The organism is Pseudomonas sp. Tun-23181, from assembly GCF_057415455.1.
This window is the reverse complement of sequence record NZ_CM171630.1, coordinates 968,213-986,959: the sequence shown is the minus strand read 5'-3', so window position 1 is coordinate 986,959 and position 18,747 is coordinate 968,213. Positions and strand designations below refer to the sequence as shown.

General features: G+C 63.4%; 25 protein-coding genes and 1 pseudogene. 4 read left to right on the top strand and 22 right to left on the bottom strand.

Annotated elements, in window-relative coordinates:
• Nucleotides 1–122 precede the first annotated feature (122 nt).
• A pseudogene (locus ACDI39_RS05055) lies at nucleotides 123–746 on the bottom strand (cache domain-containing protein); the annotation flags it as partial.
• Between the two features lie 392 nt (nucleotides 747–1,138).
• Here ACDI39_RS05055 and ACDI39_RS05050 point away from each other — a divergent pair.
• A complete protein-coding gene (locus ACDI39_RS05050; RefSeq protein ID WP_225787728.1) occupies nucleotides 1,139–1,969 on the top strand; it encodes an undecaprenyl-diphosphate phosphatase in 831 nt (276 codons plus the stop codon).
• 1 nt (nucleotide 1,970) lies between these two features.
• The gene (locus tag ACDI39_RS05045; protein ID WP_486537898.1) at nucleotides 1,971–2,414 is read left to right on the top strand and encodes a DUF1294 domain-containing protein; all 444 of its coding nucleotides are present in this window, start codon (nucleotides 1,971–1,973) and stop codon (nucleotides 2,412–2,414) included.
• 341 nt (nucleotides 2,415–2,755) lie between these two features.
• Here ACDI39_RS05045 and ACDI39_RS05040 read toward each other — a convergent pair whose 3' ends face one another.
• Complete coding sequence (locus ACDI39_RS05040) at nucleotides 2,756–3,103, bottom strand: MmcQ/YjbR family DNA-binding protein (protein ID WP_225787966.1); 348 nt, start codon at nucleotides 3,101–3,103, stop codon at nucleotides 2,756–2,758.
• A gap of 4 nt (nucleotides 3,104–3,107) precedes the next feature.
• Nucleotides 3,108–4,010 carry a LysR substrate-binding domain-containing protein gene (locus ACDI39_RS05035; protein ID WP_253081746.1) on the bottom strand — a complete coding sequence of 301 codons (903 nt, stop codon included), beginning with the start codon at nucleotides 4,008–4,010 and terminating at the stop codon, nucleotides 3,108–3,110.
• Nucleotides 4,011–4,143: 133 nt separating this feature from the next.
• Here ACDI39_RS05035 and ACDI39_RS05030 point away from each other — a divergent pair, with 133 nt between their 5' ends.
• A complete protein-coding gene (locus tag ACDI39_RS05030) occupies nucleotides 4,144–4,755 on the top strand; it encodes an FMN-dependent NADH-azoreductase (protein WP_253081747.1) in 612 nt (203 codons plus the stop codon).
• A 50-nt stretch (nucleotides 4,756–4,805) separates the two neighbouring features.
• On the opposite strand, the gene ACDI39_RS05025 is transcribed toward ACDI39_RS05030, so the two are convergent.
• The 9 genes from ACDI39_RS05025 to ACDI39_RS04985 form a co-directional block, all read right to left on the bottom strand.
• Entirely contained in the window at nucleotides 4,806–6,005 is a 1,200-nt protein-coding gene (locus ACDI39_RS05025; protein WP_486537895.1) for an MFS transporter, read from the bottom strand.
• Between the two features lie 164 nt (nucleotides 6,006–6,169).
• On the bottom strand, nucleotides 6,170–7,756 hold the full coding sequence (locus ACDI39_RS05020; protein ID WP_225787967.1) for an ABC-F family ATPase: 1,587 nt from the start codon (nucleotides 7,754–7,756) through the stop codon (nucleotides 6,170–6,172).
• A 20-nt stretch (nucleotides 7,757–7,776) separates the two neighbouring features.
• The gene (locus ACDI39_RS05015) at nucleotides 7,777–8,901 is read right to left on the bottom strand and encodes a tyrosine-type recombinase/integrase (RefSeq protein WP_368816357.1); all 1,125 of its coding nucleotides are present in this window, start codon (nucleotides 8,899–8,901) and stop codon (nucleotides 7,777–7,779) included.
• Nucleotides 8,811–9,143, bottom strand: coding sequence for a hypothetical protein (locus ACDI39_RS05010; RefSeq protein WP_486537892.1), 333 nt, complete (start codon nucleotides 9,141–9,143; stop codon nucleotides 8,811–8,813). Before ACDI39_RS05010 ends, ACDI39_RS05015 begins: the two co-directional genes overlap by 91 nt.
• Nucleotides 9,144–9,179: 36 nt before the next feature.
• Nucleotides 9,180–9,407, bottom strand: a complete 228-nt coding sequence (locus ACDI39_RS05005) for a hypothetical protein (RefSeq protein WP_486537890.1) — start codon at nucleotides 9,405–9,407, stop codon at nucleotides 9,180–9,182.
• Nucleotides 9,408–9,458: 51 nt separating this feature from the next.
• A complete protein-coding gene (locus ACDI39_RS05000; protein ID WP_486537205.1) occupies nucleotides 9,459–9,818 on the bottom strand; it encodes a hypothetical protein in 360 nt (119 codons plus the stop codon).
• Between the two features lie 341 nt (nucleotides 9,819–10,159).
• Nucleotides 10,160–10,429: a hypothetical protein gene (locus tag ACDI39_RS04995; RefSeq protein ID WP_486537206.1), complete on the bottom strand. Its 270-nt coding sequence runs from the start codon at nucleotides 10,427–10,429 to the stop codon at nucleotides 10,160–10,162.
• Nucleotides 10,426–10,803 (bottom strand): HNH endonuclease, encoded by a 378-nt coding sequence (locus ACDI39_RS04990; protein WP_486537207.1) that lies wholly within the window; start codon nucleotides 10,801–10,803, stop codon nucleotides 10,426–10,428. The genes ACDI39_RS04995 and ACDI39_RS04990 overlap by 4 nt, the downstream gene beginning before the upstream one ends.
• 81 nt (nucleotides 10,804–10,884) lie before the next feature.
• On the bottom strand, nucleotides 10,885–12,009 hold the full coding sequence (locus ACDI39_RS04985; protein WP_486537888.1) for a hypothetical protein: 1,125 nt from the start codon (nucleotides 12,007–12,009) through the stop codon (nucleotides 10,885–10,887).
• Between the two features lie 52 nt (nucleotides 12,010–12,061).
• Here ACDI39_RS04985 and ACDI39_RS04980 point away from each other — a divergent pair, with 52 nt between their 5' ends.
• Nucleotides 12,062–12,448, top strand: a complete 387-nt coding sequence (locus ACDI39_RS04980) for a hypothetical protein (RefSeq protein ID WP_486537886.1) — start codon at nucleotides 12,062–12,064, stop codon at nucleotides 12,446–12,448.
• 5 nt (nucleotides 12,449–12,453) lie between these two features.
• Here ACDI39_RS04980 and ACDI39_RS04975 read toward each other — a convergent pair whose 3' ends face one another.
• The 10 genes from ACDI39_RS04975 to ACDI39_RS04930 all read right to left on the bottom strand — a co-directional run bounded on the left by ACDI39_RS04975 (nucleotide 12,454) and on the right by ACDI39_RS04930 (nucleotide 18,561).
• Nucleotides 12,454–13,377: a DNA cytosine methyltransferase gene (locus ACDI39_RS04975; protein WP_486537884.1), complete on the bottom strand. Its 924-nt coding sequence runs from the start codon at nucleotides 13,375–13,377 to the stop codon at nucleotides 12,454–12,456.
• Nucleotides 13,374–14,534 (bottom strand): RNA-directed DNA polymerase, encoded by a 1,161-nt coding sequence (locus ACDI39_RS04970; protein ID WP_486537882.1) that lies wholly within the window; start codon nucleotides 14,532–14,534, stop codon nucleotides 13,374–13,376. The genes ACDI39_RS04975 and ACDI39_RS04970 overlap by 4 nt, the downstream gene beginning before the upstream one ends.
• Before the next feature lie 198 nt (nucleotides 14,535–14,732).
• A complete protein-coding gene (locus ACDI39_RS04965) occupies nucleotides 14,733–15,086 on the bottom strand; it encodes a four helix bundle protein (protein WP_486537880.1) in 354 nt (117 codons plus the stop codon).
• Between the two features lie 52 nt (nucleotides 15,087–15,138).
• Nucleotides 15,139–15,711: an Lcl C-terminal domain-containing protein gene (locus tag ACDI39_RS04960; RefSeq protein WP_486537878.1), complete on the bottom strand. Its 573-nt coding sequence runs from the start codon at nucleotides 15,709–15,711 to the stop codon at nucleotides 15,139–15,141.
• A gap of 116 nt (nucleotides 15,712–15,827) precedes the next feature.
• Complete coding sequence (locus ACDI39_RS04955) at nucleotides 15,828–16,304, bottom strand: hypothetical protein (protein WP_486537876.1); 477 nt, start codon at nucleotides 16,302–16,304, stop codon at nucleotides 15,828–15,830.
• 65 nt (nucleotides 16,305–16,369) lie between these two features.
• The gene (locus ACDI39_RS04950; RefSeq protein WP_486537265.1) at nucleotides 16,370–16,558 is read right to left on the bottom strand and encodes a hypothetical protein; all 189 of its coding nucleotides are present in this window, start codon (nucleotides 16,556–16,558) and stop codon (nucleotides 16,370–16,372) included.
• A gap of 93 nt (nucleotides 16,559–16,651) precedes the next feature.
• Nucleotides 16,652–16,813, bottom strand: a complete 162-nt coding sequence (locus ACDI39_RS04945; RefSeq protein WP_486537266.1) for a hypothetical protein — start codon at nucleotides 16,811–16,813, stop codon at nucleotides 16,652–16,654.
• Between the two features lie 2 nt (nucleotides 16,814–16,815).
• Nucleotides 16,816–17,304 (bottom strand): single-stranded DNA-binding protein, encoded by a 489-nt coding sequence (ssb, locus tag ACDI39_RS04940; protein ID WP_486537874.1) that lies wholly within the window; start codon nucleotides 17,302–17,304, stop codon nucleotides 16,816–16,818.
• Between the two features lie 10 nt (nucleotides 17,305–17,314).
• The gene (locus ACDI39_RS04935; RefSeq protein ID WP_486537872.1) at nucleotides 17,315–17,812 is read right to left on the bottom strand and encodes a siphovirus Gp157 family protein; all 498 of its coding nucleotides are present in this window, start codon (nucleotides 17,810–17,812) and stop codon (nucleotides 17,315–17,317) included.
• Nucleotides 17,809–18,561 carry a hypothetical protein gene (locus ACDI39_RS04930; protein ID WP_253168228.1) on the bottom strand — a complete coding sequence of 251 codons (753 nt, stop codon included), beginning with the start codon at nucleotides 18,559–18,561 and terminating at the stop codon, nucleotides 17,809–17,811. Before ACDI39_RS04930 ends, ACDI39_RS04935 begins: the two co-directional genes overlap by 4 nt.
• Nucleotides 18,562–18,747 lie beyond the last annotated feature (186 nt).

Genomic DNA, 18,747 nt, shown 5'->3' with positions numbered 1-18,747 from the left:
GACTGGGCCAGGGCATGGGCGGCCCCCTGCAGTTGGCCGACCACGCCCTGCAGCTTGCCGTTGAAGCGATTGAAGTGCTCGCCCAGGTGGGTGATCTCGTCGCGGCCATGGGTGTCCAGGCGCCGGGTCAGGTCGCTCTCGCCGCTGGCGATGTTGCCCATGGCGTGCACCGCCTCCTGCAACGGGCGGGCGATGCTACGGGCGATGAGCACGACCAGCAGGGCCATCAGCAGGGCGATCCCCAGACCCACGAGGGACGCGTCGCGCACCTGGCGGGCGAATTCGGCCTGCACGTCATCGATGTACACGCCCGAGCCGATGATCCAGCCCCAGGGCTCGAACAGTTGGATGTAGGAGGTCTTGGCCACGGCCTCGCTGGCGCCGGGCTTGGGCCAGCGGTAGTCGACCGGGCCTGCGCCCTGGCTGCGGGCCAGGGCGACCATCTCGTTGAACACGGCAAAGCCGTCGGGGTCGCGGACGGCGGAAAGGTCCTGGCCGTCGAGCTTGGGGTTGACGGGATGCATGACCATCCTCGGCCCCAGGTCATTGATCCAGAAATAGTCGTCCTTGTCGTAGCGCAGGCCGCGTATCACCTGCAACGCCTGTTGCTGGGCGGCCTCGCGGCCCAGCGTGCCGGCCGCTTCCAGGCCCTGGTAGTAGGCCAGCACGCCGGCGGCGGTCTGCACCACGTGGCGGGTCTTCTCGGCCTTGGCCTGGTACAGGCTGCCGTGCAACTGGCGCAACATCAGCAGGCCGAGGATCACCAGCATGGCCACCGCCACCACCAGGATCAACGACAGACGCCGGCTGATCGACATCGACCTCAGGGTCTTCATGAGTGCTCACTCCCGTATTCGTTCTTGTTATCAGGCGCATCCAAGCACGCTTTCGCGGCGGCCACACACTCGACCAAGGGCTAAGTGCCTGGCGCGGCGATCCGTGTTGCATGCGGCACAAGCCATTGGCAGGCCGCTCTGATAGGATCTCGGCCGCGCAAGATGAAACCTTTAGGCTCGCCGAACTTTTCCACTGGCTTGGCGATCGACTGTCGCTGTAATACAGCCGGGCCGTGCGCGGCAATTCATAAGCAAATCAAGAACAAGGGGCCTGCACGCCGCAGCGCCCCATTGGGGGAACGATGGATTTTTGGAATGCCTTCCAGGCAATCATCTTGGGGATCGTCGAGGGATTGACGGAGTTTCTGCCGATCTCCAGTACCGGCCACCAGATCATCGTGGCCGACCTGATCGGCTTCGGTGGCGAGCGCGCCATGGCCTTCAACATCATCATCCAGCTGGGAGCGATCCTGGCGGTGGTGTGGGAGTTTCGCCGCAAGATCTTCGACGTGGTACTTGGCCTGTCGAGCCAGCCCACGGCGCGCCGTTTCACCAGCAACCTGCTGCTGGCCTTCCTGCCGGCGGTGGTGCTGGGGGTGCTGTTCGCCGACCTGATCCACGCCTACCTGTTCAACCCGATCACCGTGGCCGCGGCCCTGGTGCTGGGCGGGGTGATCATGCTCTGGGCCGAGCGACGCGAGCATCGCATCGAGGTCGACCATGTCGACGACATGCGTTGGAGCCATGCCTTGAAGATCGGCTTCGTCCAGTGCCTGGCCATGATCCCAGGGACCTCGCGCTCGGGCTCGACGATCATCGGCGGGCTGCTGTTCGGCCTGTCGCGCAAGGCCGCCACCGAGTTCTCGTTCTTCCTGGCGATGCCGACCATGGTGGGTGCTGCGGTGTATTCGGGCTACAAGTACCGCGAGCTGTTCCAGCCGGACGACCTGCCGGTGTTCGCCATCGGCTTCGTGGTCTCGTTCATCTTCGCCATGATCGCCGTGCGTGGCCTGCTCAAGTTCATCGCCAACCACAGCTATGCGGTGTTCGCCTGGTACCGTATCGTCTTCGGCCTGCTGATCCTGGCGACCTGGCAGTTCGGCTGGGTCGACTGGGCCACGGCGCAGGGCTGACATGGCGCGGGTGCAGAGTGCGGCACGGCGGGGCGCCGGCCGCGAGGCAGCGGGCGTGCGCAACCTGCGCCTGAAGCTGCTGGCGTTGGCCGGATTGTGCCTGCTGCCGGGGCTGGGCGCGGCGCAGATGGCCTGGAGTGGGCAGTCCTGGTTGCCGCTGGCGCTCTATCCAGCGGTGAGCCTGGTCAGCCTGCTGCTCTACTGGCAGGACAAGCACCAGGCCCGTACCCAGGCCTGGCGTACGCCGGAGAAGGTGTTGCATGCCAGTGAGCTGTGCGGCGGCTGGCCGGGGGCTCTGCTGGCCCAGCAACTGTTCCGCCACAAGACGCGCAAGCTGTCGTATCAGTTGACCTTCTGGGGCATCGTTGGCTTGCACCAGGTGTTCTGGATCGACCATCTGGTGCTGGGCGGGCGCTGGCTGGGGTTGATGGGCGTTAGTGGTTGAGCTGGCGTCGTCCCCATCGCCGACAAGCCCCCACAGATTTCTGTGCATGGCGCAGATTCGGGAACACCGCTGGCCCGTGTGGGAGCCGGCTTGCCGGCGGATGGGCCGGCTCTGACAGCATCGGTGTATGGCAAGGGCTGCGCCCTTGTTCGCGGGCAAGCTCGCTCCCACACGGGCCCTGCAAGCCACCCATGCGTGATCGGCTTGGCGCCACAGTGGCACAGGGCTCGGATTTGCGAGCAGCACTGCTTCACCGGGGTGAGTCGAGCACACATGATGCGGTTTGCAGGGACCTGTGGGGGCTTGCTGGCGATGGGCTGCAAAGCTGTCCCCAAGCCCCCTCACTCGATCAGCAACCCGGCCTGCAACCGCCTGGGCAGCCGCCTCACCACCAACTGGTGCGAGCGCTGCAACAGCTCGCACAGCTCTTCGCGCCCCATGGGGTAGGGCGGTGCCATGCTGATCCAGCGTGCCCGTGCCAGGTAGGGCGCCGGGCGGATGCCAGGGCGGTCGCAGTAGCCGAGGAACAGGTCGTCGGCCACCTTGAACGACAACCCCGCTCCCGCCAGGTCGAGCACCGCGAACATCTTGTTGCCTGCCACCGAGAACACCCGGATACCGCCCCACTTGTAGTCTTCCCGTGCCCCGGGCAGCCCCAGGCAGAAGGCCGCCACTTCGTCCGGTGTCATCTTCCTAGACATAGCGCTCTCCACAACCCTCGAACGACGCCGCCAGGTGGTCGATCCACACGCGCATCGCCGGCAGCAGCCCACGCCGGTGAGGGTAGACCGCCTGCAGCCACCCGCCTGGCAGCGACCAGTCAGGCAGCAGGCGTACCAGTTCGCCACGCTCCAGTTCCTCTTCGCAGAACATGCTCGGCAGGGCCGTGAAGCCCAGCCCGGCGCGCACGGCCGCCTTGCGCACGACGAAGTCGTCGATGGCCAGGCGTGGCTCCAGCGCCACTTCCTGTTGCTGGTCATTTGGCCCGATCAGGCGAAAATGCACCAGCCGATCGGCCTCGGTCGCCCCCAGCACCGGCAGGCTGGCCAGCTCCGACGGGTCTTGCAGGTGGTCGGCGAAGCCCGGGGCGGCCACCAACTGCATCTGTGCCTGGCGCAGCCGGCGGGTGACCAGGGCTGGTTCTTCGTCCCCCAGGTCACGCACCCGCAGGGCCACGTCGATGCCCTCGGAAATCAGGTCGACCCGGCGGTTGAGCAAGACCATGTCCAGCTGTACCAGCGGGTACTGTGCGAGGAAGCGGCTGATGACCTCTGGCAGCAAGGCATGGGCCAGGGCCACCGGGCACGACACCCGCAGGCGCCCGCGCGGCTCGCTGCTCATGCTCGCCACCACTTCGTCGGCAGCCTCTGCCTCCAGCAGCATCGCCTGGCAATGGTGCAGGTAGCGCTCGCCCACGACGGTCAGCTTCAGTTGCCGGGTGGTGCGCTGCAGCAGTCGGGTGCCCAGGCGCTCTTCCAGCTCGGCGATACGCCGCGACAGGCGCGACTTGGGGATGCCCAACTGGCGGCCGGCGGCGGCGAAACCACCGGCCTCGACCACCTTGGCGAAGTAGAACAGGTCATTGAAGTCTTGCATTGGCGTATCTCATCGTTCCATACATAGGACAAACTAATGCATTTTTGCAGGCTTATCAGCCATTCGATGGGCCTATAGGATTCTCTCCATCGTGATCGCCCACCGCCGCGGTCTTCATTCACAGGAGAGTCCCATGAAACTGTTGCATATCGATTCGAGCATCCTGGGCGACAATTCCGCCTCCCGCCAGCTCAGCCGCGAAGTGGTCGAGGCCTGGAAAACCGCCGACCCGAGCATCGAGGTGGTCTATCGCGACCTGGCCGCCGACGCCATCGCCCACTTCTCCGCCGCCACCCTGGTCGCCGCCGGCACCCCCGAGGACATGCGCGACGCCGCCCAGGCCTTCGAAGCCAAGCTGAGCCAGGAAACCCTGGACGAATTCCTCGCCGCCGACGCCGTGGTGATCGGTGCGCCGATGTACAACTTCACCGTGCCGACCCAGCTCAAGGCCTGGATCGACCGCATCGCCGTCGCCGGCAAGACCTTTCGCTACACCGAAGCCGGCCCGGAGGGCCTGTGCGGCGACAAGAAGGTGATCCTGGTCTCCACCTCCGGTGGCCTGCACCATGGCCAGCCAACTGGCGTCGGCCACGAGGAGTTCCTCAAGGTCCTGCTTGGCTTCATCGGCATCACCGACCTGGAGATCGTCCGCGCCCATGGCCTGGCCTACGGCCCGGAGCAGCGCAGCCAGGCCATCGACGCCGCCCAGGCGCGGATCGCCAACGAGCTGTTCGCCGCCGCCTGATCGTGGTCTTGTAGAAAACCGGCTGGCGCCTCGTGCGTCAGCCGGTTTTTTCATGAGGCTTGCAAGCGTCGGCCACGGCGGGCGAGCAACAGGCTCAGGCCCACCCCTGCCAGGGCGAGCAGGGCGGCGGCACAGAAGATCGAGGCATAGCCCAGGTGCACGGCCACCGCGCCCATCACCGGGCCGGCGATGGCCAGGGCCAGGTCGAAGAACACCGCATAGGCGCCGAGCCCCGCACCTCGGCTGCTGCTGGGCACCTGCCTGATCGCCTCCACGCCCAGGGCCGGATACACCAGCGACAGGCCGAAGCCGGTGAGGCCGGCGCCGAGCAGCGCCCAGGCCGGCGAGGGCGCCAGCCACAGCAAGGTCAGCCCCAGCACCTCGGTGGCCATGCAGGCGATGGCCACGTTGTAGCCGCCGAAGCGGTTGACCGCGTTGACGAACAGCAGCCGGGAGAGGATGAAGCACAGGCCGAAGGCGCTCAGGCACCAGGCCGCGCCAACCCAGCCGCGTTCCAGGTAATAGAGGGTGACGAAGGTGGTCAGGGTGCCATAGCCGATCGACGCCAGGGTCAGCCCCAGGCCGCAGGGCGCCACCCGGCCGAAAGCCGACCAGAAGGGCAGCCGCTCGCCCTGCACGACCACCGCGTTCGGCCGGGTACGCAGCACTAGCAAGGCGAGCAGGGCCAGTGCCAGCAGGGCCGGGCCGAGTGCACTGAAGCCCAGCCCGTCCACCAGCAGCACGCCTGCCGGCGCGCCAATGGCGATGGCGCCATAGGAGGCGATGCCGTTCCAGGAGATCACCCGCGCCGTGTGCTCGCTGCCCACCTGGCCGATCCCCCAACTCAAGGTGGCCACGCCGATCAGCCCCTGGGCGATGCCCAGCAGCAGCCGCCCGCCCAGCAGCAGGCACAGGCTCAGCCAGGGCAGGGCGAGGGTCCAGGCCGAGAGCAGGGTCAGCACGCCGCAACCGGCGATGCCGTACAAGCCATAACGGATCGCCCGCTTGCCGCCCAGGCCGTCCGCCACCCGTCCGGCGAAGGGCCGGCTGAGCAGGGTGGCCAGGTATTGCAGGCCAATGGTCAGCCCGGCGATCACCGCACCGAAACCCAGTCGGTCGTGCACGTAGCTGGGCAGCACGGCGATCGGCAGGCCGATGCAGAGGAAGGCGATGAAGGTATAGAAGACGATCGAAAGGATCTGCTGGGTGATGCCGAAGGTGCTGCTGGGGGCGGGCTGATGCGCGGTCATGGGCTCGTTCGCGGCTGGGCGGTGGGGCAGGAGCCCATCATGGCGGGTGCCGGATGGAAAAGAAAGCAGACTAACGATTTTTTCGTCTGCCGGTCAGTCGGGGGGGCTTGAGGCCTTGGGGCCGCAAAGCGGCCCCAGGCACTACCAAGCGATGCCGGACGAGGTCAGACCACGACCCCCTGGCTACGCAGGTAATCGTCGTAGGTGCCGCTGAAGTCCACCACTCCATCCGCCGTCAGCTCGATGATCCGGGTGGCCAGCGACGACACGAACTCGCGGTCATGGCTGACGAACAGCAAGGTCCCTGGGTAGTTCTCCAGGGCCAGGTTCAGCGCCTCGATCGACTCCATGTCCAAGTGGTTGGTCGGTTCGTCCATCACCAGCACGTTGGGCTTTTGCAGGATCAGCTTGCCGAACAGCATGCGGCCCTGCTCACCACCGGAGATCACCTTCACCGACTTGAGGATCTCGTCGTTGGAGAACAGCATGCGCCCCAGGGTGCCGCGGATCAGCTGTTCGCCCTGGGTCCACTGGCCCATCCAGTCGAACAGGCTCAGGTCCTCCTCGAAGTCATGGGCGTGGTCCTGGGCGTAGTAGCCCACCTCGGCGCTGTCGGTCCACTTCACCGCACCGGCGTCCGGCGTCGTCTCGCCGACCAGGGTACGCAACAGGGTGGTCTTGCCGATGCCGTTGGGGCCGATGATCGCCACCCGCTCGCCGGCTTCGACGACGAAACTGAAATCCTTGAACAGCACCTTGTCGTCGAAGGCCTTGGCCATCTTCTCCACGGTCACCGCCTGGCGGTGCAGCTTCTTGGTCTGTTCGAAGCGGATGAACGGGCTGACCCGGCTCGAAGGCTTGACCTCGGCCAGCTGGATCTTGTCGATCTGCCGTGCCCGCGAGGTGGCCTGCTTGGCCTTGGAGGCGTTGGCCGAGAAGCGGCTGACGAAGCTCTGCAGCTCGGCGATCTGCGCCTTCTTCTTGGCGTTGTCGGCCAGCAGCTGCTCGCGGGCCTGGGTGGCCGCGGTCATGTACTCGTCGTAGTTGCCCGGGAACAGGCGCAGCTCACCGTAGTCCAGGTCGGCCATGTGGGTGCAGACGCTGTTGAGGAAGTGCCGGTCGTGGGAAATGATCACCATGGTGCTGTTGCGCGCCGTCAGCACGTTTTCCAGCCAGCGGATGGTGTTGATGTCCAGGTGGTTGGTCGGCTCGTCGAGCAGCAGCACGTCCGGATCCGAGAACAGCGCCTGGGCCAGCAGCACCCGCAGCTTCCAGCCCGGCGCCACTTCGCTCATCGGGCCGAAGTGCTGCTCCAGCGGAATCCCCAGGCCCAGCAGCAGTTCACCCGCACGGGACTCGGCGGTGTAGCCGTCCATCTCGGCGAATTCGGTTTCCAGCTCGGCGACGGCCATGCCGTCTTCCTCGGTCATTTCCGGCAGGGAGTAGATGCGATCGCGCTCGGCCTTGACCTTCCACAGCTGCTCGTGGCCCATGATCACCGTGTCGATCACGGTGAATTCCTCGTAGGCGAACTGGTCCTGGCGCAGCTTGCCCAGGCGGGTGTTGGGTTCGAGCATCACCTGGCCCGCGGACGGCTCCAGGTCGCCGCCGAGGATCTTCATGAAGGTCGACTTGCCGCAGCCGTTGGCGCCGATCAGGCCGTAGCGGTTGCCGTTGTTGAATTTGACCGAGACGTTTTCGAAGAGCGGCTTGGCGCCGAATTGCATGGTGATGTTAGCGGTGGAGATCAAGGAACTTACCTATCAATAACTTACGTGGCTTCTTCGCAGCTACGGACCAATTTCGGACCAATTTGGAGCTTTTCCAGCTCCTGCCAGTCGTTGGACGAGTTAATCCAGCGCGCATAAGTCGATAAGAGCATCTGCACGCTATGCCCGAGCTGTTGGGCGATAAATGCGGGGTTGAGTCCAGACATTAAGCATATTGTCGCATAGGTGTGGCGGCAGTTATACGGGGGGCGGTATCTGATCCCCAGGCTCTTGAGGATTGGGCGCCACTGATGGTGCAGGTCTGAGGTCTGCTTGACGTGCTCCCCATTCTTGCCTGGCGGGAAGACGAACGGCGATTCGGTGAACTGCCCTTTGCCCTGCTTGCGGCGCTCCGCGTACTGCTTGGCGAACTCAAGGGCATGCAGAGCCCGGTCGTTGAGCAGCACGAAACGATCCCGCCCAGTCTTTGTCCTTTCCTCAATCACCCCCAACGCAACCGTTCGCCGCACGTGAGCAGTCTTCTTGTCCATGTCGACGGCATCCCAGCGAAGCGCCAGGCCTTCGGACAGGCGCAGTCCAGTGAAGAACATGAACTCGAAGAACGCAGCGTAGATCTGGCTTGGCCAGTGCTTGTGTTTGTAGATCTCTGCGATGATGGAGTTGGCTTCTTCCAGGGTGAATGGGTCAACTTCCTTCTTGGAGCGTGCTGGTAGCTGGAGGGCTTCCGCTGGATTCCGGGTTATCAACCCGTCCAGCACCGCTGAACGCAGAATGGTCGATAGCTTGACCATCGCGTTGCGCTTTACCGAGGGAGTGGTCCAGTTGATCGACGCGACGATCCGACGGAGAAGGGTGGTGGTGATCAAATCTATGCGTACCAGGGCAAGGTGTGGAACCCAGTACAGGTTGAGCGTGCCCTTGTAGTTCAGCCTGGTGCCCGCGGTGATCTCTCGGCTGTCGAGCCACAACTGAGCATATTCGCCAAAGGTCGGCACTCCGCCTACGACAGCAGCGGAGCTGGGAAACAGCTCCGCGTATTTGTCGTGATCGAGCAGGTTTAGTTTCAGCAGGCTGTTTACTTTATCGCGAAGCTGGGATGCAGCCTTGATGCCTTTTTGTGTCGGGGGGTAGGGAAGGGTCTCACTTCGGCGAGTACCCTCCCACATGAACCTGAGCCGGAGCGAGCCGTAATGCAGGTCAATTCCTTGGGGTAAATCCATTGGTTTTCCAGCCATTCGTCATACCTCTTTTTGCTGTAGATGATGCGGCCGCCGTGCTTGATCCAGACACCTTCGGGAATCACCCCGCGCAGGCGCCGGCCCTCCAGGGCGCGCTTGGTGCAGCCAAGCAGGTCGGCCATGCGTTGCTCGGTGACCTTGTCGACGTCACCGGTGCTTTCGGTTTCCATGGGAACTCCACGCCGCCGGTGGCGGCAGGTTGGTGGTCAGGCCGAGCCTTCTGCGATCGAATGCTCAACCGACTGCTTGATAGGGTCGTGCGCGCCCATGTACACCCGGCACATGGCGCTGTCCTGGCGGCAAACCACGTCATCGGTGGCTTCCTCGTCCTCGCTCAGGAATGGAAGGGCTTGATGCCGGATCTGGTCGATGGTCAGTCCCTCGGGCACTTCATGGACGGACTTCACGGTGGTGGTGATCGTGATAATGGGCATGGCTTCTCCTCGCCCGCGCATGTCGGCGGGCTTGAGTAGTTGGGGGAGGGGTTAGCAGTTGAAGGCGAACTGGAAGTAGCGGCCGTCAGGCAGGGGAAGGGCTACGGTGCCGGAGAAGTCATCGCCGGACATGCCGCACTCTTGATCGACGTATACGTCGCCGAGGGCAAAGCCGTTGTCCTGAGGTGCGCCTGCCGGCTCGTCGACGATCTCGTAGTCGTAGGTGTTCTCGGCCGCTTCAATCTCTTCTTCGACCTGGGCGAATACCTCATCGCCAACCAGCGCCTTTACCGTTTCCAGCACAGGGGCGTTGCGCGCCTGTTGATCCAGAAGGTACTGGGTCTGGGCCTCGTCGGCCGCCCGCATGATCTCGAAGCACTCCTCATCGGTGATTCCGAAGATGTTGCTCATCGCGGCGCCTTCCAGATGAGGAAGGCCATGTACATCATGGGCAGGATCATGGCTGCTTCTCCTTCGGCGGATGAACTGGGCAAGGCCAGCGCAGCGAGCCGTTGCCGGATGGGCAGGTGCAGGTCTTCACTTCGATCAGGTCGGTCATGGGCGGCGCTCCAATGTCAGTCCGAAGGGTTGGTAGCTGGGCGTTTTCCGCGCCCACTTGTAACGACCGCCGCCAGTCCACCCAGCCTTGCCAGGTATCAGGATCGGCATCGACTCCCACCAGAACCATTCGCCGTCGCTGTCCTGGGCAAGCCATTCAGCCCACTCTGGCGCGTCGATCCAATGCGGTTTGCTCACAGCTGATACCTCTCATCAATCCAGCGCCCAGGCGCCAAAGCGGGTGTAGGCTCGGGTTGGGTTTCGTGCGGGGAGAGCTGGCGCTCGTTGCCGGCCTGCAGCTGGCTGTCGGGGATGCAGCTGATGCCGCCCTTGTATGTGTTCTCGCTGTAGATCCAGCAGGTAACAGAACGCTTTTGGTCGTGGACCACTTCTACGTCCAATGTGAGTTGCTCTGCGCTGGCGCCGGTGGCCAGCAGTAGGAGGCAGAGGGCGAGGCGGGTCATGGTTGGCTCACCTTTTCGAAGTAGAAGACGACCTCGGCACCGGTCTCAGCGATCAAGCCGTAGGCCTTGGCCAGGCGGTAGATGGGGTGGTACTGGTTGAGGCTGTTCACGTGACCTGCCAGCCAGCGGCGCCAGTCTTCCAGCCGCATGCGATGCTTGCTCAGGTTGCAGGGCACGCAGGCCGGCATCATGTTGGCCAGGTTGTGGTTGCCCGGCCGCAGAGCGGGGACGGTTTTCGCGGCTTCGCCCGAGTTGCGGACGACTGGCTCGAAGTGGTCGGCGTGCCATCGCTCGCCCAGGTCGTTGCCACAGTAGGCGCAGCGGCCGCCGTACTTCAGGCGGATCTGCTCGCGCTCAGCTTTCTTCAGGCGCACGGGTGCTCCTTGGCCGCCATATCGCGGCAGAGAATAGAGGGGAGAGGGGTTACAGCAGAAAAGGAGTACGGATGTACTCCTTCAGGGTTCGTCGTACTCAGCCGGTGGGGTGTGGACGATGCCGATCATCTTTGGATCGAGCGCTGGCTTGCGCTCCAGGCCGCCCCGTGCGTTCCACAGCTGGCGGGCCAGGTCGATGGGATCATCCCATCCGGTTTCCATGGCCTTCTGGAATGCGGCGTTGAAGGCGGCGAGGTCGTCGGCCCCGGCGGGTTTGCGCTCCAGGGCTGCGCGGGCTTGCCAGCCCCACCAGCCGCATTCAACCAGTTGGTTGACGTGCGAGCCGTCTGGGCGTCGCTTGAGGGCTTCTGGGTCAAGCTCTTGGCCGCGAGCGTAAGCTGCCTTCTGGCACGCTTGCGCGAATGCCTGATGCTCATCGCGTTCAACCGGCGCGCTCGGACTTTCCTCGTCTAGTCGACAACCATTCGGACACCCGCCACATGCGCCGCAGGACTTCGATGGCTCTGCGCTGGCGGATAGGGCGATGGTTGGTGTAGCGCAGTCAGGGCATGCGTCCATGATTGGTTCGGGCTCTGTCTGCATGCCGTAATGAACGTCGCCCTTGCGCACGAATACTTCACCCTGGCCGTGGCAGGTCTTGCACTTCGGCGCGCTTGCAGATATAGCGCAGCACTCAGCTTCAAGCGATTCGTACTGCTCACTCAACAGCGCGCCGGAATTTACAACTCGGGCCAGCAGCGCATCCCGCTTGGCCAGCTGGGCGCGCTGGGTGTCGAGTTCGGCCCTCTGGTCACAGACTACTTTCCAGTGTTTTGCGATTCCTTCGCGCAGCCGCTCAACCTCGCCAGGATCGGCGTGGGTGTGGACCTCGGCGCTGCCATCCTCGCTGCATAGGTCAGGGGCGTTATCTGCGACCAGCAGCGTCATGCCGGCGAACAGCTCGGCGGTGCCGCCTTCAAGGAGCCAGAGGGCCTCAAGGCCGCCATCACCATCGTCCACCAACTCTGCCACGGCAGTCAGCATGATGGGCTTGCCCTGGTGCTGCTCGGCTGGCTGGGCCAGGATGGCACGCAGCTCCTTGACGCCGCGCTCTTGCGTGATGCGCAAGCCATTGCAGATCTCTTCGGCGAGATCGCGCGGCACGCTGATCATGTCGGTGTTGTTGGATCGGTTTTCTGTGGGCATGGGGTTACCTCTGCACAGCTAAGCTCTGCTGACGGTTGATGGGAGAGGGAAAATGGATCTGCAACGACAAGCAACATTTCGAAAGCAGGCATGGCTCGACTACAGCGGGGTGACAACTCTGCTGCTGATCGCTGTAGCGGTTCCAGCCCTGTCTTTCCTCGAGGCGGCCCGTCCAATCGGAGAGCCACTGGGTGCCTGGTTCCAGCGCAGCGGGGCCATCACAACCGTGTTCTCAATGTTCGCCGCAGCCCTTATCAAGGTTCTTGTGGCCAGACTGCATGTCCCGGGCACTTGGGGCGACGATGATGGATGCGCAGTCCTGGATCAGTTCAAGGTGCGCCTGGATGTGGTCAATAAAATGTCCTTCATCCTCATCGTTGTCGGCACGGTCGTGTGGGGGTATGGGGACGTGATCATCAACAGCTTGCTGAAGATGTGAAGGGCTCAGGCAGCCTTCAAAAGCGCCTCAATCACGCGCTGGCCAGCCAGCGGCGGAACGGCGTTGCCAGCCATGTGCATTGTCAGTCGATGGCTGTCCGGCCGCAGGGTGTCAGCCGGGAAAGACATGGCCGCCAGGGCCTCGCTGGCGCTGAGCATTCGCATGCGGTCGCCGTCGACCAAGGCCCAGCGGTCCAGGGTGGTGATGGTGCCGATCGGTCGGTTTATGTCGCGGCCGGTGGTGCCAGAGCCTTTGCCGTAGTAGGGCATGATGAACCGGTCGCCGAAGCGCTGGCGCCCGTTGCGCACCCGATCGAGCGTGGCCTGGGCCCGGCCTGGCTTCTCGATTGGCGACCAGCGCCCTGCGTCGAAGTCGAGGAAGCTGCTGGCCGGAATGTGTTCGCACTGCTGTAGCTGCAGTTGGATCGGCGCCTTGCTCTTGGTGCAGATCAGGAACAGGCGCACCCGGTGCTGCGGCACACCGAGGTCGGCGCAATCGACAATGTGCGGCGCGACTTGGTAGCCAAGGCGCTGCATCGCATCCACCCAGCTGGGGTACAGCACCCAGTTCATGAACTCTGGAACGTTCTCGATCACCCAGGCTTCCTGCTGCAGCACTTCGGCTGCCGCCGGAACAGCCCATGCCGTGGATCTAGACGCATCATGCTCCGGGTTGCCGTTTTTCTTGCCGCGGGCCTTTGCGTGGCCCTGGCAGCACGGGGAAGCGATGCCGATATCGGCGCGAGGAACAGCTGCCCAGTTCGCCTGGTGTAGGTCCTGGCAAGCGTGCTCTGTTTCGGGGTGGTTGGCCGCATGCCACTTCACGGCATCAGGCCAGTGATTTGCCGCCCAGAGAACCTGGACGCCTGCGGCGCGAGCGCCGGTGCTCCATCCGCCGAGGCCGGCGAACAGGTCGATTGCCGTGGTCATGGGTTCCTCTGGAAGGTTTTGGTTAGATCGCCGTTGACGACGTGCCCGCGCCGCAGTACTAGTCTGGCCAGTGCGGCGCGGTCTTTCTGGCTGTGGCTGGCTTGGCCAAGCAGGCCGAAGTAGCTGTTTGCCGTCTCGCGCAGGCTTTCCACTGGCGCCGCAGCAGCTCGCTTCAAGGCCTGGGCCACCGACTTCTTGCGAGTGGTGCGCCGCCAGGGCTTGATCACGTGCCCAACGAAGTCCACGCCGCGGTCAATTGGCTGCAGGATGGTCTTCGAAGGGTTGAGCCTGACGCCCAGGCTGGGCAGGAACTGCTCAATCTGGAACAGCCATTCGTTCAACTGCTGCGGCGACTCATGCAGCAGCACGAAGTCGTCGACGTAGCGGATGTAATGCTTGGCCTTGAGCGTGTGCTTGCAGAACTGGTCCAGGGCGTCGAGGTAGACGTTGGCGAAGAACTGCGATGACAGGTTGCCGATCGGCAGGCCCAGGTAGGCCGGCTGCGCCGTCAGCCGCTTGTGCTGCGGCACACGATTGAACAGACCAGCAGGGCTGCGCAGTTCGTAGTTCTCGCGTGGGTCGTGCATCAGCACCTGTAAGGCAAGCTGCCGCCACCAGGGATCGTCGATGCGGTTGGCCAGCTGGCGCCCGAGCACGCGCTTGTCGATCGACACGAAGAAGTTCGCCAGGTCGCATTTCAGGTAGAAGCCCGGCCGCGACCAGTTCTGCGTCTGGCTGCGGATCTTCGCCTCAAGGCGTTTCGCGGCGTACAGCGTGCCGCGCCCTGGGATACAAGCGCAGCTGTCCGCTATGAAGCTGCGCTCGATGGCGGGGCCGATGCGGTTGTACAGCAGGTGGTGCACGATGCGGTCCCGGAACTCGGCGGCCCATACCTCGCGGGCCTTTGGCCGGGTGACCACAAAGCAGATTGATCGGCCAGGCTGGTAGGTGCCACCCTGGAGCTCGTCGAATAGGTCGAGGAGGTTGGCCTCCATGTCCACTTCGAAGCGGCGAGCGCTCGCGGTGTTTCGCTTGTGCCGCCGGCAGTCGTAGTAGGCCTGGACCAACTCCTCGAAAGTGAAGGGTGCAACCGGTGAGTCTGCGGACGGGACGGACAAGACGCTCGTTGTTCTTGTCGTTGTTGTTGAGCCAGCCATTCTCAAAGTCCATGTTGTAGGCGTTGTTGGCGGAGAACTGCGACCTATCGTGCTATCCACGTCGCCAGGACGATTGCTCAGCCTGGAAACTGCGCCGGACCTACCAGCATCCGCTGGCGGTATCCGTGCTGCGCATGGCGGTGTCCATCGGACAGCGGCACGACCAGATTCAGCGCACAGGCAGGAGAGCCGTAACCCTCAAGCAGCGGGCGCGGTTGCGGATTTCTTCCAGGCGTTGGCCTGGCGGCCTACGGAGGCCGTGAGCTTCATTGCTTTCGCGTGCTGTCCACGGCTGATAGCACCACAATCGGAAAGCGCCCTGAACAGGTAGTTGAGCGCCCAGGTGTTTTCGATCACCTGGGTAAGGTGCGGGCGCTTGTCACGCGCCATGTTGGCTCGGCCGATCAGCAACAGAATTTCGAGGCATACGTCTCGGATCTTGTTGCCCGCGATCTGCTTCAGGTCGCGCGGGATGTGCCGAACCAAGGCGAGGGAAAGCCGGAACAACTCCTCGGCCACCTTGTGGATCTCAAGTTCTGTGTGCAGGGCCATCCTGGCCTCCTAAAAGCGAGGGCGCCGAGTCGCCCAGGAATGAAGAACTGGATTACTGAAGGAATCTGCGGACGGGACGGACAAGACGCTCGATGAACTTGCCGCCGTAGTAGAGCCAGCCACCCTCAAAGTCCATGTAGTAGGCGATGTCGGCGGAGAACTGCGAAGAGGACCAGTGATAGGCCTTCTCAAACAGCTCCGGCACGTTCGCCTCTGCGACCTGCAGTTCGCGCCGAGCGGGCAGGTAGAAGTCGCTGTGACCGTCGGCAGTGAACTCGCTGGCCAGCTTGGCTGCCGGGTGTTCGTTGGTGTCGGCCAGCAGTGCTCTGGTATTGGCCAGGCCGTCGCTCATGCTGGTTGCGCCTTCGCACTCCTCGCCGTACCCACCCCATTCAGCCCGCAGTTGCTCGGTCAGGATTGGAACGATCAGGTAGTAGTCCGGCGCTCCGTCCTCGCCGCGGACCAGGCCCGCGTTGTAGCCTCCTTGTCCGGGCCAGTACGAGCCCAGGGCGGGGACTCCGGAAGGTACGGAGTCGAGGCCTGTATAGTTGAGCAGCCGGTCGAATTCGCGCTGGATGATTCGAGACGCCACGTTGGCGTCAATGCTGATGCTGACTTGCTCCATGGGTTGCTCCTGATGGAAATAGGGGCAGGCGGCCGGCGCTTCCCGGCGTGCTTCTGGTCTGATCGTCAATCCGACGAACCCGGAATCGCCTGCAGAGAAAGGAATGAAGGGGTGAATTACTGAATAGGAAGGCTGCGGACGGGACGGACAAGACGCTCGATGCTCTTGCCGAGGCTGTTGAGCCAGCCACCCTCAAAGCCCATGGTGTAGGCGCCGTCGGCGGAGAACTGCGTACTCAGCCAGTGGAAGCGGTCTTCGCGCAGGGCCACCAGGCCGTCAGCCTTCGCGGCCATCACCAACTGGCCTTCCAGGCAGGACGGGATATGCGCGCCCAGCTCCAGAGCCTTGATGGCGATCTCGCAGCCGGCCTCGGCCATGGCACGGGTGTTCGCTTCACCGTCGCTGTAGCTGTCGGCGCCCGGAATCTTCACGCCGTATTTTCCCCAGGGGCCTTCGAGTTCGTCGCCCAGCTGGATCAAGGCGCGTTCCTGGCCGTTCAGCCAGTAGCGAGTGACGAAGATGCCGCCGGCGAGCGGTTGGCCGCGCTCGGGAAGGTCAGCAGTAGCGATGAATTGCGGTACAGGTTGGGTCATGACTTTCTCCAGGGTGTAGGCCGCCCTCCATATCTGGTGGCGGTGAAGTGGTGATGCGGGGGGCGTTACTTCAGGATGGCCTTTGCGCACGCCTGGATCTCGATCCAGAGCGCCGACGAGGGCCGCACTTCGTACTTGACGAGAGCCTTGGCGATGCGCAGGGCCAGTTCTTCTTTGCTACCGGTTGGCGCTGCCGGCGGCTGGTGAGCAACCTGGATCGGCAGATCGAACTGGCCCGGAAGGTCGATTCTCATGCGGTGCGTCTCCTCGATCTTCTGATAGCCCGCTGGGCGGCAGATTGATGTACTGCTGGCGCCGGCCGTGGCGGACGCGCGCGGTGATGCGTTTCAAGCGGAAAGCTCCATATCTCGGTCATGCCAGCCAGCAAGCCACCAGCCGCAGTTCACGGTCATCCAGCCGTATGGCTGGGCATCGCGTGACTGGTTGTTGTCGCGGCAGGCCCGCCCGAGGTAGTACGCGGCGGGGTGAACCATCTGCCGGCGCTTCATGGCTACGCACCGGCGAGGCTGTGGAGCGGGGCGAACGGAATATCGTCATCGAAGCTTTCGTAGTCCGGACCGTTCGTGCCTTGCTGGCTCTGCTGCTGGGCGGCCGGGCGCTGCTGGGTGCGCTGTTGCTGGCGGGGCTGCTGGGGTGGCTGGCTGCCCTGCGATTGCTGCGGCGGGCTGCCGGCGAACTTGATGACGATCACCCGTCCGGTGAGCTTCACGCCCTGCGTCTGGTCGGACTTCGTGAAAACCTCTACGTGCGCATCATCGACGGTGAAGTGCACCTGCTGGCCTTTAACCAGGTATGGAGCCATGGCCTCAGCCTGCTTGCCCCAGAGCGTGGCATCCACCCACTGGGTGGGGCGCTTTCCATCCTGGCCCTTGCGGCCGTAGTCGCAGGCGATTGCCAGGTTGCAGACGGCATCGCCGTTTGGGGTGTAGCGCAGTTCAGCGTCGCGGCCAATGCGGCCGATATCGGTAAGTGTTGGCATGAGTTATCTCTTACTTGATGCGGATCGAAGACTTTCCGCGCTCCAGGTGAGCGCCCTTTACCTCCTGGCCGGACTTGATCCGCTCGGAGATAGCCTTCTTGTCAGGGACATAGGTCACGCGCGAATCGACCAAATCGTCAGGGAGGGACTTTTCGTCGTCGATGATTACTGACTCGCGGCCTTTGGCCAGAGTGATGGTGAAGAGGGGGCAGCTAATCTTGGTGATGTTCGCCGCCTCCATGTTCTCGCGCAGGTAGTCGATGATCTGTCCCTTGCGATTGGACATGATCCGCTTTCGCTCCTGGAGGCGATCGATCTCGGCCTCCACGGCCTCGATATCACCATCCATGTTCAGGATGACCCGACTTACGGCCAGGGCCTTATCATTGAACTCAGCCTCAATGGCGCCCATGGTGTCGCGTACAGCGATGGACATGTCTTCGTCGGCCCCATCCATAAGGGCGGTCAACTCTTTGAATTGACCCGTCAGCTCGTAAAGAGTGCTCATGCGGCCTGCTCCTTCTTCTTGTCGCCTTCAAGGAAGGCTTTGCGCTCTTCGTATGCCTCGGTCAGGCGCCGAAGGAATGCTGTTTCGTTGCGTGCAGTGGCGCTCTTCACGTATCTGGTATTGAGCATTTTCAGCTCATGCATGGTGACGGCGCCTGCCAGGGTTTCTACAGCGGACTTGAGCCACTCCAGTCTTTCTTGCTTCTGGCGCTCTTCCTCAGCAGCTTTATCCTCTGCCTTCTCAATGGCCACCTCGCTGCGCACCGTCTCGACGTAGGAGGCGTCATCGAACATGCCCATGTGGATGTCAGCAGCGAAGCCAAGAGGCTGAAGGCACTTGCCGATAGCGTCGGTGAGAGACTTCTTCGCAGCCTCCCAATCCGTGATGATCTTGCCCTGCTGGAGAAGAACAAACGGTGTGTGGCCGTAGTGCTCGACAGTGCATTTCTGCCCATCTTTTCCCAGGTACCAAAGCTGAATCTTGATCGTGTGCAGCTTGGCGTTGATTCGCGGCGCCTCTGGCCATTCCTTGGTAGGAGCTGAAAGCGGGGCGCCCTCATCGAATCGATCCTCAAGCACCGTCCAGCCCCATCCCTCACCGCAAGGGCCGAAGACCTCAGTTGCCTTGCGCATAAGGTATGTTGGTTTGATTGCGGTTCCTTTGAAACCGCCCATCCCAGTGAAGTTCTTCGTTGCACTAGGGTCGGTCGTGTCAACCTGGTCCCAGATGCGCATGTTTGCATTGGACATTTGTCACCTCGCGCCAGGCCGGCGCCGTCAGTTGGAATAGGGAATCGCCAGGTCACCCAGGCACGGAGGTACGCTCCAGGCCCTGGCTGCGGTGGATGGTTGCGCGCTCTCGCCGCTTACGCTCCCGAAGGGGTACGGTTATCCCCGACGGGGCCCGCCGTGCTCGGGTGCGTGTGATTCAGGAAG

Excerpts from the sequence above, each read along its gene's own strand:
- ACDI39_RS05050 (WP_225787728.1), top strand. The coding sequence starts at position 1,139 with ATGGATTTTTGGAATGCCTTCCAGGCAATCATCTTGGGGATCGTCGAG.
- ACDI39_RS05045 (WP_486537898.1), top strand. The coding sequence starts at position 1,971 with ATGGCGCGGGTGCAGAGTGCGGCACGGCGGGGCGCCGGCCGCGAGGCA.
- ACDI39_RS05040 (WP_225787966.1), bottom strand. The coding sequence starts at position 3,103 with ATGACACCGGACGAAGTGGCGGCCTTCTGCCTGGGGCTGCCCGGGGCA.
- ACDI39_RS05035 (WP_253081746.1), bottom strand. The coding sequence starts at position 4,010 with ATGCAAGACTTCAATGACCTGTTCTACTTCGCCAAGGTGGTCGAGGCC.
- ACDI39_RS05030 (WP_253081747.1), top strand. The coding sequence starts at position 4,144 with ATGAAACTGTTGCATATCGATTCGAGCATCCTGGGCGACAATTCCGCC.
- ACDI39_RS05025 (WP_486537895.1), bottom strand. The coding sequence starts at position 6,005 with ATGACCGCGCATCAGCCCGCCCCCAGCAGCACCTTCGGCATCACCCAG.
- ACDI39_RS05015 (WP_368816357.1), bottom strand. The coding sequence starts at position 8,901 with ATGTGGGAGGGTACTCGCCGAAGTGAGACCCTTCCCTACCCCCCGACA.
- ACDI39_RS05010 (WP_486537892.1), bottom strand. The coding sequence starts at position 9,143 with ATGGAAACCGAAAGCACCGGTGACGTCGACAAGGTCACCGAGCAACGC.
- ACDI39_RS05005 (WP_486537890.1), bottom strand. The coding sequence starts at position 9,407 with ATGCCCATTATCACGATCACCACCACCGTGAAGTCCGTCCATGAAGTG.
- ACDI39_RS05000 (WP_486537205.1), bottom strand. The coding sequence starts at position 9,818 with ATGAGCAACATCTTCGGAATCACCGATGAGGAGTGCTTCGAGATCATG.
- ACDI39_RS04995 (WP_486537206.1), bottom strand. The coding sequence starts at position 10,429 with ATGACCCGCCTCGCCCTCTGCCTCCTACTGCTGGCCACCGGCGCCAGC.
- ACDI39_RS04985 (WP_486537888.1), bottom strand. The coding sequence starts at position 12,009 with ATGCCCACAGAAAACCGATCCAACAACACCGACATGATCAGCGTGCCG.
- ACDI39_RS04980 (WP_486537886.1), top strand. The coding sequence starts at position 12,062 with ATGGATCTGCAACGACAAGCAACATTTCGAAAGCAGGCATGGCTCGAC.
- ACDI39_RS04975 (WP_486537884.1), bottom strand. The coding sequence starts at position 13,377 with ATGACCACGGCAATCGACCTGTTCGCCGGCCTCGGCGGATGGAGCACC.
- ACDI39_RS04970 (WP_486537882.1), bottom strand. The coding sequence starts at position 14,534 with ATGGCTGGCTCAACAACAACGACAAGAACAACGAGCGTCTTGTCCGTC.
- ACDI39_RS04965 (WP_486537880.1), bottom strand. The coding sequence starts at position 15,086 with ATGGCCCTGCACACAGAACTTGAGATCCACAAGGTGGCCGAGGAGTTG.
- ACDI39_RS04960 (WP_486537878.1), bottom strand. The coding sequence starts at position 15,711 with ATGGAGCAAGTCAGCATCAGCATTGACGCCAACGTGGCGTCTCGAATC.
- ACDI39_RS04955 (WP_486537876.1), bottom strand. The coding sequence starts at position 16,304 with ATGACCCAACCTGTACCGCAATTCATCGCTACTGCTGACCTTCCCGAG.
- ACDI39_RS04950 (WP_486537265.1), bottom strand. The coding sequence starts at position 16,558 with ATGAGAATCGACCTTCCGGGCCAGTTCGATCTGCCGATCCAGGTTGCT.
- ACDI39_RS04945 (WP_486537266.1), bottom strand. The coding sequence starts at position 16,813 with ATGAAGCGCCGGCAGATGGTTCACCCCGCCGCGTACTACCTCGGGCGG.
- ssb (WP_486537874.1), bottom strand. The coding sequence starts at position 17,304 with ATGCCAACACTTACCGATATCGGCCGCATTGGCCGCGACGCTGAACTG.
- ACDI39_RS04935 (WP_486537872.1), bottom strand. The coding sequence starts at position 17,812 with ATGAGCACTCTTTACGAGCTGACGGGTCAATTCAAAGAGTTGACCGCC.
- ACDI39_RS04930 (WP_253168228.1), bottom strand. The coding sequence starts at position 18,561 with ATGTCCAATGCAAACATGCGCATCTGGGACCAGGTTGACACGACCGAC.